Source organism: Nocardia stercoris (assembly GCF_003696265.1).
Lineage (GTDB): Bacteria > Actinomycetota > Actinomycetes > Mycobacteriales > Mycobacteriaceae > Nocardia > Nocardia stercoris.
Window position 1 is genome coordinate 1 of record NZ_RFFH01000038.1, and the last position, 9,102, is coordinate 9,102.

General features: G+C 66.6%; 6 protein-coding genes. 2 read left to right on the plus strand and 4 right to left on the minus strand.

The window, feature by feature from the left end:
- Window positions 1–328: 328 nt before the first annotated feature.
- The gene (locus EBN03_RS33335) at window positions 329–1,198 is read left to right on the plus strand and encodes an IS5 family transposase (RefSeq protein WP_122192156.1); all 870 of its coding nucleotides are present in this window, start codon (window positions 329–331) and stop codon (window positions 1,196–1,198) included.
- A 984-nt stretch (window positions 1,199–2,182) separates the two neighbouring features.
- Here EBN03_RS33335 and EBN03_RS33340 read toward each other — a convergent pair.
- The 3 genes from EBN03_RS33340 to EBN03_RS33350 form a co-directional block, all read right to left on the minus strand.
- Complete coding sequence (locus EBN03_RS33340; protein ID WP_122192157.1) at window positions 2,183–3,157, minus strand: 1-aminocyclopropane-1-carboxylate deaminase/D-cysteine desulfhydrase; 975 nt, start codon at window positions 3,155–3,157, stop codon at window positions 2,183–2,185.
- Entirely contained in the window at window positions 3,157–4,449 is a 1,293-nt protein-coding gene (locus EBN03_RS33345; RefSeq protein ID WP_122192158.1) for a D-arabinono-1,4-lactone oxidase, read from the minus strand. The genes EBN03_RS33340 and EBN03_RS33345 overlap by 1 nt, the downstream gene beginning before the upstream one ends.
- A gap of 116 nt (window positions 4,450–4,565) precedes the next feature.
- Window positions 4,566–5,543, minus strand: coding sequence for a LysR family transcriptional regulator (locus tag EBN03_RS33350; protein ID WP_325052121.1), 978 nt, complete (start codon window positions 5,541–5,543; stop codon window positions 4,566–4,568).
- Between the two features lie 163 nt (window positions 5,544–5,706).
- On the opposite strand from EBN03_RS33350, the gene EBN03_RS33355 reads away from it, so the two are divergent.
- Window positions 5,707–6,543, plus strand: coding sequence for an acyl-CoA thioesterase domain-containing protein (locus tag EBN03_RS33355; RefSeq protein WP_122192159.1), 837 nt, complete (start codon window positions 5,707–5,709; stop codon window positions 6,541–6,543).
- A gap of 1,746 nt (window positions 6,544–8,289) precedes the next feature.
- On the opposite strand, the gene EBN03_RS33365 is transcribed toward EBN03_RS33355, so the two are convergent.
- Complete coding sequence (locus EBN03_RS33365; protein ID WP_233608816.1) at window positions 8,290–8,988, minus strand: S1 family peptidase; 699 nt, start codon at window positions 8,986–8,988, stop codon at window positions 8,290–8,292.
- Window positions 8,989–9,102: the final 114 nt, after the last annotated feature.

The following is a 9,102-nucleotide window of genomic DNA, read 5'->3' on the forward strand; positions in this document are numbered from 1 at the left end:
CACCCGGCTGATGCATCGCCTCGGCCGCAAACCGCCGGTTGAGTTCGAGGCCGACTACTATGCCGACCTGACCCAGCAACCCGCCGGAGTCAGATAACCGGGTGCGCATCAATCGCGGGGCGATTCAGCCAGTGTTTTGAAAGTGGGTTGAGTTGAGGGGCGCCGCTCTGCGGCGCCCCTCAACTGTGTGGTTCGGAACATGTTGCCTGCGTTGGCGTGTCGGTGGTGCGGACAAAGAGAGGTCTCCGGTAGATGGTTCAGCTGTCGAAGAAGAACCTGAATACCGGAGACCTCGTTGCCCAGCGTAGTGGTGGCGGGATGAGCGGACCTGACCGACGCCCAATGGGCGCGGCTGGCGCCGTTGTTGCCTCGCGGGAAGAAGGCGGGACGCCCGCCGAAGTGGACGAAACGGCAGCTCATCGACGGGATCCGGTGGCGGACCCGGTGCGGGACACCATGGCGTGACGTGCCTGAACGGTACGGATGCTGGCAGACGGTGTACGGGCTGTTCCGGGGCTGGCAGCGTGGCGGGGTGTGGGCGGTGATCTGGAAGACGCTGCAAGCGTTCGGTGATGCCGCCGGACGGATCGTGTGGCGGGTGAGCGTGGATTCCACCATCGCTCGCGCGCACAAGCACGCCGCCGGCGCCCGTCACTACGGAGACCGGCAGGCCGAACCGCCCGGTGGGGTCGACGTCGAGCCGGCCGACCACGCGCTCGGGCGTTCCCGTGGTGGATGGACCACGAAAACGCATCTGGCGTGTGAGCAGGGCCGCAAAGTGTTGTCGATGCTGGTCACTGCTGGTCAGCGTGCTGATTGCCCACAGTTCCGGGCGGTGCTCGAGGCGATCTCGGTGCCCAGGCTCGGTGTCGGGCGGCCGCGGAGCAGGCCGGAGGAGGCGTTGGCGGACAAGGCCTACAGTTCCCGCGCCAACCGCGCCTATCTGCGTCGGCGCGGGATCAGTGCGACGATCCCGGTGAAAGCCGACCAGGCCGCCGACCGGCGCAAGAAGGGATCGGCTGGTGGGCGCCCGCCGATGTTCGACGCCGAACGGTACAAGCAGCGCCACGCCGTCGAGTGCGGGATCGGCCAGCTGAAGGAATACCGGGCCGTGGCGACCAGATACGACAAGCTCGCCGTCCGCTACCAGGCCACACTCCACATCGCGGTCATCGATCAGTGGCTCCGACACGGGTGAGGGCGGGCATACGCCCGCCCTCACCCACTTTCAAAACACTGGCTAGGACCAATGGACTGACAACCCAGCGATCACAGCCCCACCCGTTCCGTCGCCTTCCGCTCGATACCAGCTGGTAGCGATACGTTTCACTGGCTCTCGGGCGACTATCGGCACAGCCGAATCGGGATGATGCCAACTCCGCTGCAACGAACCTCGATAAAAGTTGAGGGCGGTCCTGAAACCTACCGGTCAGGACCGCCCTCGTTGTAGCGGGGACAGGATTTGAACCTGCAACCTCTGGGTTATGAGCCCACAGGAAGCATCTCAGGACCTGTCTCCGGACATGCCCAGCGCCCCCGCGCGACGCAGCCTCCCACACTGCCGCGACCCGCGACATCCCCTACGGAAGCCGTTGTCTAACCGCACATTTGACGTCCCGACTGAGGTCACTTGAACGCCGACCCGATCACCGCGTTCGAGTTACTCAGGCCGGCGATATGCAATATGAACCAAACACACTGAATCCTCATGCCCCACATGGGGAGTAAGGGGACTGCCCCCATCACCGACCTCGGGTCGGCTGGAAGAAAGTCCAGCCAGAAGGTCGAGCGCAGATCCGGTGGGCCGCTAGACGATCAAGGTATTGACGGCGTCAGTATCAGAGGGGATCGATCAGGGCCTACGGACACCCAGAAACAGGCTATAAACAGTCGTTATAGCAAAAGAAGATAGTGGGCCTAACGCTCCACAACGCGAACACCCTGACGGTCGTCGGGCCGGAGACTCCGATTCAGGCGGTGGCAGTCCGCCGAACCTGATCTCCAGGAAGCGTGGCGCCATGGAGTTAGCGCAACCCAGCTTGGCGGCCGAGCTCGGCTCGCTACAACCTCGACTCCCCCCCACTACTGCGGAATGACGTGAAGCCGCCGCACAATGATCGTCAGCGCCTACTAAGGGCGGTCCACCGTGACCCCTGCGAGAAGTGCCGGATTTGAGCAGAACCTACGTTCTCGGGCCGTAGGTGTTCAAGAACAGCACAGGGCCGTCCAGTTCGGCCGACAACACCGCCGCGAACGCCTTCGCGGTATAGACCGGTTCGAGTTGCAGCCCGGCCGATGCGGCGACGTCCGTCGCGCCGGCGGCTTCGGGTGTCGGGTGGCCGTATCCGGCGCCCAGATAGGCTCGGGTCGTGTCGAGCCGCAGCGTCGGCGGCTCGAATCGGGCGCCGCGTTTGCGCAGCACGATTGCGGCCCGCCCGGCGAGTCCGGTCAGGTCGCGAACGCCGAGTGGCAGCGTGTCGTTGACCACGACGCCGAGCACGTGCGAGCGCAGTCCGGCCAGTGCGCAGCCCAACGCGAGTCCCGCGACGGTCCCACCGGAACCGACGGCCGTGACGATGTGCCGCGGTTCCGGCAGATCACCGGCCGCTACCTGAGCGGCGAGCTCCAGCGCAGCCTCCACGTAGCCGAGCACCCCGATCGGCGAGGATCCGCCGGCGGGCAGGTAGTAGGGCGGCTTCAGGCTGCGGCTGTGCCGCAGCATCAGCCAGGGTGCGGCGGCGATGGTCCGGGGCTTGCTACGGGTGAAATGCAGTGTGGCGCCGGACCGCCGCAACCTGTCCAGTTGCTGGCGGACATGCTCGTCCTCGGGCTGATCGATCAGCGCGAGGACGGTGTCGATGCCGAACTCGCGGCCGTACAACGCCGCCGCGAGACCCCAGTTCGTACCGGTCGCGCCGACCGTGAACACGGTGCGTACGCCGCGCCGCCGTGCCTCGGGCAGCAGCCATTCGAGCTTGCGTACCTTGTTGCCACCCCAGCCGCCGTGCCCGTAGCGGCTGTCGTCCTTGCACCACAGGCTGTTTCGACCGAGCCCGGTCAGCTCCCGTACCGGTGTCGGGGCCACTCCGAGCCGGGCGAACGGCAGCGTCGCCGCGATCGCGGGAAAGCGCTCGTGCAGCAGTGCGGTCGTATCCATCACTTCCCCAGCACTCGATCGATGTAGGCGTTGGCGAACCGCCGCTCGGGATCGAGCCGGTTGCGCACGGCGGCGAAATCGTCCCAGGCCGGGTAGCGTGGCCGCAGCGTCTCGGGGGTCTGGAAGTGCATCTTCCCCCAGTGCGGCCGGCCGGCGAAGGAGTCGAAGATCGCTTCCGCCGCACGGAAATACGGTTCGTAAGGTTCCTTGTGATACTGATGGATCGCGATGTAACAGGTGTCGCGTCCACCGGCCGGCGACAGATACGCGTCATCGGGAGCGACCCAGCGCACTTCGATCGGGAAGGTCACGTTGAATTCCGGCCGCCGGGCCAGCTCGCGGATCTCGCGGACGGCTGCGGCGGTGTGCTCGCGCGGGATCGCGTATTCCATCTCGACGAACGGAACGCGGAACGTCGTGGTGAAGATCCGGTCGGAGCGATCGACGCGGTGCGAATAGCCGGCCATGCGTGAGCCGATCCGCTGTAGCGGCGCGTTGGTCCGCGGCGCGCGGCGGCCGAGTTCGGAGACCGCACGCAGCAGATGGTTCTGCACCAGCTCGTCCTCGACCCAGGCGCGGGCCCGTGACATCGGCTGAGCCGGCCTGTCGACCCGGTTGCGGGCCGACGTCATCGCCAGGGGGCTGTGGGCGAAGGTGAACAGCTGGAAATGATCATTGGCCGTGAGCAGTTCGTCGAGATCACCGAGGATGTCCTCGATCGCCATCGGCCGATCCACGGCTTCGAGGGTGAACGCGGGCACAGCCTGGACGGTGACGGCGGTGACGACGCCGAGCGCGCCGATACTCACTCGTGCGGCCCGCCAGATGTCGGCGTCCTGATCGGCGTTCACTTCGATCGTCGACCCGTCCGCGGTGACGAGTTCGATCGAGACCAGCGCCGCGGACAAGTTCTGTAGTCGTACGCCGGTTCCGTGGGTGCCGGTGGCGGTGGCGCCCGCGATCGACTGTGCTTCGATGTCACCGAGATTCGGGAAGGCAAGACCGTTTTCGGCCATCACCCGGTTGAGCTCACGCAGCGTAATGCCCGCCTCGACGCGGATCCGGTGCGTGGCGGGATCGATCTCCAGGACCCGGTTGCACTTGTGTAGCGACAGCAGCGCGCCGTCGGTGGCGACCGCGTCGGTGAACGAGTGCGATGCTCCCGCAACGCGAACCACCTGGCCCGCAGCGGCTGCCCGCGTAACCTCCAGCGCCACATCGCTTCTCGTGGCAGGACTGGCCGTGACCGCCGGCCGGCACTCCTGATTGCCGGCCCAGTTACGCCACGACATGCGCGGCTCCGGTCGGGTCGGCGGCCCGATGGGCCGCCGAGGTGATGATCGAAATGTGCATACGCTGACGGTACGAGCGCGGCCGCGGTCCGCGGAAACACTCTGTTTGCACGAACTCACGGACTCTGACTGTGAATGACCGGAATCGTCGGCGGGATCGAGCGGTCGTTCAGGTCGGGATGCGCCAGTGCGTACACGGTCTGCGGGTTCGCGTCGCGCACAGCGCGGGCTACCGCGACGAACGCGCGGACCGCCTCGGTGTGGTGGTCGACGCGCCAGCCGACGGCAAGTTCGCTGCCCCTGGCATCGGCCAGCGGCACCAGCGCGACCCCCACCGGCGGTACCCAGCGCGCCGAGGCGACGGTGACCACGCAGCCCAGCCCGGCCCCGACACACTGCACCTCCTCGAGCACCGACGACGCCGAGCCCACGAACCGTGCGGGCTTGCCGTCGCGATGGTCGGCCAGCGACCAGAAGTCGATCCACGCCCGATCCGCGCAGACGTGCCCGACGATCGGTTCGTCGGCGAGCTCGGCCGCCGCGAGCACATCGCGGGTTGCGAACCGGTGTGTTCCGGGCACCATCACCACTCGCGGTTCGACGAACAGCGTCTCGCTGCGCAGCCAGTCCCCGCCGTCGATCGGCAACCGCAGGTAGGCGACGTCGACCGACCCGTCGGCGAGTCCCACCGACGGGTCGGCGTAGCTGTAGACCTTCACGTCGACGCGGATGCCCGGGTGCCGGGACCGGAACTCGGCGAGAATCGGTTCGGTGAGGGTGAGTGCCCCGCCTTCGCCGATGCCGATCGTCAGCACCCCGGATTCGTTGGCCGCGGCTCGCCGCGCGGTGTGCACCGAGCGATCGATTGCGGCCGGCACCCACCGCAGCTCGGCCAGAAACGCGGCGCCCGCCGCGGTGAGCTCGACCGATCGGGTCGTCCTTCGGAACAGTGGCACGTCGACGGCCTTCTCCAGCTGCCGAATCTGGGCGCTGAGTGTCTGCTGCGTGATGTGCAGCCGAGCCGCTGCGCGGGTGAAGTTCAGCTCGTCGGCGACAGCGACGAAATACCGCAGTTGTCTGGTATGGACGTCCACCGGGCGAAGCCTAGCCATCGCACCGAATCGGGTGCCGCGGAATTTCGATCCCGAATGCCGCTGCGGTCTCCTGGGATCCGGCCGAGCCCGGCGGAACAGGCGTCAGGGTGATTGCAGTATGTTAGCTCTGGTAACGATCGGGTGGTGGCTGGAAGCGAGGCACATGGACAGGGCGGACGTACCGGCGTATTTCGAGGCGGCGGACGGCGGATTCGTGCCGACTCGGTCGGCTGTGAGTGCCTGGTCGGCGAACCAGATCGTCGGTCCGGCCGTGGCCGGTCTGCTGGCCCGCGCGCTCGAACACGAGCACGCCACCGATGGCTTCGTTCCGGTCCGGCTGACGGTGGATCTGTTCAGTCCCGCCCAGCTCACGTTCACGACCACACCGACGACCCGGGTGCGCGACGGAAAACGCATTCGGGTCGCCGACGTGTCGATGCTGCAGAACGGCACGATCGCGGCGCGAGCCTCGGCGGTCCTCCTCCAGCCTTCCGCGCAACCACCCGGCGGGCTGTGGCAGCGGGAACGCGAGCCCAGGCCGCCCGCACCTCAGGCCGCACCGCATGCCGCGCCGAGGGTGCCGTTGTTCAGCAGCGGGGCTGACGAGGATCGATGGTCGGACACGCCGACCGAGCACGAGAACCGCGGGCGCAAACGTACCTGGCAGCACCCGATTCACGTCGTAGCCGGCGAGGAGCTGACGCCGTTCGCGCGGGCCGCGATCGTCGGCGAACACGCCAGCATGATGACCAACTGGGGTGACGCGGGCATCGGGTTCATCAACACCGATCTGACCCTGGCTCTTTCCCGAATGCCCGAAGGCCCCGAGCTCGGAGTGGAGGCCGACAGCCACTTCAGCGACCGCGGCACTGCCGTCGGCGTTACCACGTTGTTCGACCGCCGCGGTTCGTTCGGCAGCGCCATGGTCACATCCGTGTCCAACGCCGGGCGGCAGATCAGCAACGCCCAGCTGGACATGGCCGTCAAGGCGCACATGTGAGTTCGGCGGCGACCGGCCGCGGCCCCAGCCGCCACTGATCGTCTGTGGGCGACACCCGGTGCGCCGCAGGTCCTTCCCGAACCGCACCCGGATGCTCCGCGGGTCGACATGGCGACGACGCCATCAGCACCAGGCGAAACAAGCCCACTACCAGCGAAAACAGACCTAACATCACAAAGTGATGCTGGAGTATTAGGCCGGCCACACCGGCCCGACCCACGGCATGATGAGAAATTGAATCCAAACCGTGGGGTAAACGCGGGGTTGGCTAAATAAGAACAGGTCAGGCCCGGCAGCATACCGGGCCTGACCTGCATTAATGGGTAGGCCTAACGCTCCGCAACGCGAACACCCGGACAGCGGTCGGGCCGCAGATCCGGGTTCAACAGGTCGGCACCCGCGCCGCAAGCGCAATTCGATAGCGGGTCGGCATACCGTCGAGAAGCGGCCGCTGGTTCTGCACAGCTGGGTGGATGCGGTGCGGCGGGCCGGGGTCAAGGGTTCGGTCGAGACCATGCGCGCGGACCTCGACCGGGCGCTGAACGCTGTCGCTCGGTTACCGGCCGACGGTCTGCCCTTGCCGGCGTTCTGCGGCCGCGGCGAGGCTGGCAGCTGCTCACCAAGAAGCTGCATGGCGCGCTGTCCGGTGGCGAGAAGGCGATCGCGCTGAACCTCCCGCTGTTCGCCGCCGTGGCAGCGCATGACCAAGCCGCTCCCGCCGCCCCGCGGGGAGCACACTTGATGACCAGCACCAAAAGCGACCCGTCAATGCGGACCCCCGAGGGTGTTCGAGCAATGCCAGAAAATAACGAAGCCGCAGGCCATTGACCTGCGGCTTCGTAATGGTGGAGCTAAGGGGACTCGAACCCCTGACCCCCACGATGAGGTTCATGAGACCAATCGGTCCGGCGAGGTATCGGCCTTCGGCATCGCCACCGACGATCATCTCCGCAACGGCGTCGGGCGTGGCCGGACCAACCGGTCACAAGCCCAACGAATCATGTTCGGCGACAAAGGAAGTGCGGCGCAAGGCGACGAACTCCCGTCAGGACCGATCTGCATAGCTTCCTCACTGGGCGACCGCCGAAAGACTCGCGCATCGGATACTCGACCCCAATGACCGATCGTCAGGACGTCAAATAACCCGGCGGCAGCGCAGCATCCCCGGCCACTGAGATCCGATAGTCCGTGATGTCTGGCCTAGACGATTGATCAGGGAAAACGGCGACACGGACGACGGTGTCCGGTCTGGTCTGCCAGCGGCCGGCGCTCGGTCGCACCCCGACGCTGGCACCATGTCGACGACGAAAGCGCGGGGTAACCGTGGGGCTGACTCAAGTCTGCGTCCACACCCCCAGGAATGGCATGCGACCCACCAACAGCCACCGTCCGCCGGACGACGATCAGCCTGGCCATAGCCCGCATCAGATCGGCGACTACACCGCCGCGATAACTGCCGCCAACGAATCGCCGGCGCTTCGAGCAGTGCGCGGCCGGGCCGAGACCCACGTACTCAGGCCAAGGTGTCAACCACCCCCGCATCAGTCCCGTCAGGTCCGCGCGACCCGCCACCTCGACGCTGTCCACGAGATCTACGTCATGGTCCCCGGTGTTGCCGGATCTCAAAGCCACCTACCCGAGACATCGCCCATTTACCATCGCGGCCAACAGCTTTCACCGAACACGCACTGATGGTGTGGGCGCTGCTGCGCGGTGCCACACCATCAGTGCCACTTCGAGAACGATCTAGTTGGTCCGAACCTTCAGGCCGGGGTCCGCCGCGAGGATCGCCTTGAGCGGCGTCACATACTCGTGGGGGTGGTCGAAGTCCGCAACGTCGGGCCCCGACGTCTCGTCGCATTCCTTCTGAGTCTGACTGTTGGAGGCGGTCGAGATGCCGAGTGCCTTGGTGCCGGTCAGGACCGGTCCACCGCTGTCGCCCGGCAGCGCGCAGATGTTGGTCGCGAGGATCAAGCCTTTCGTAGTGCCGAGTTCGTTGTCAATGGTTTGGTTGACGCGCCAGATGACGCCGCAGGTGAAGCCGGAGGTCGTGCCCGACTTGCACACCGGCGCCCCGATCACAGGATCCGCGATGCCGGTGATCGCCAGCGGCTTCCCGCCGAGGCCGCGAACAAAGTTGTTCTCGAAACGCTTGGCGACGGCCTTGTCGATCTTGATGGTCGAGAAGTCGATGCCATCGGGGTGCGGGAAGTCGAAGGCGCCGAAACGAGGACCGCCGGCAGAGATCCCCTCGGCCGCGACCGTAGCGTCGGGCCCGCCCGCGTTCTCGCTGCTCTGATCACAGTGTCCGGCGGTGATGTTCACCACGTTGCCCGAACCGTCGACGCCATTGAAACCGAGCGAGCAGAAGTGGGGGCTGACGTTGTAGCCGTCGCCACCGAGCATGGCGTCATGGGCCGGCGGCTTTTCGGTAGTCGTGGTCACCGGCGGGTTCGTGGTGGTCACCGGCGGTTTGGTCGTGGTGACCGGCGGTTTCGTTGTGGTGACCGGCGGCTGGGTCGTCGGCGGCTGGGCCGAGCCCAGTGATCCCAGGACCAC

What these genes read in the sequence shown, in the direction of transcription:
- EBN03_RS33340 (WP_122192157.1), bottom strand. Translation starts at nt 3,157, where the DNA reads ATGGATACGACCGCACTGCTGCACGAGCGCTTTCCCGCGATCGCGGCG.
- EBN03_RS33345 (WP_122192158.1), bottom strand. Translation starts at nt 4,449, where the DNA reads ATGTCGTGGCGTAACTGGGCCGGCAATCAGGAGTGCCGGCCGGCGGTC.
- EBN03_RS33355 (WP_122192159.1), top strand. Translation starts at nt 5,707, where the DNA reads ATGGACAGGGCGGACGTACCGGCGTATTTCGAGGCGGCGGACGGCGGA.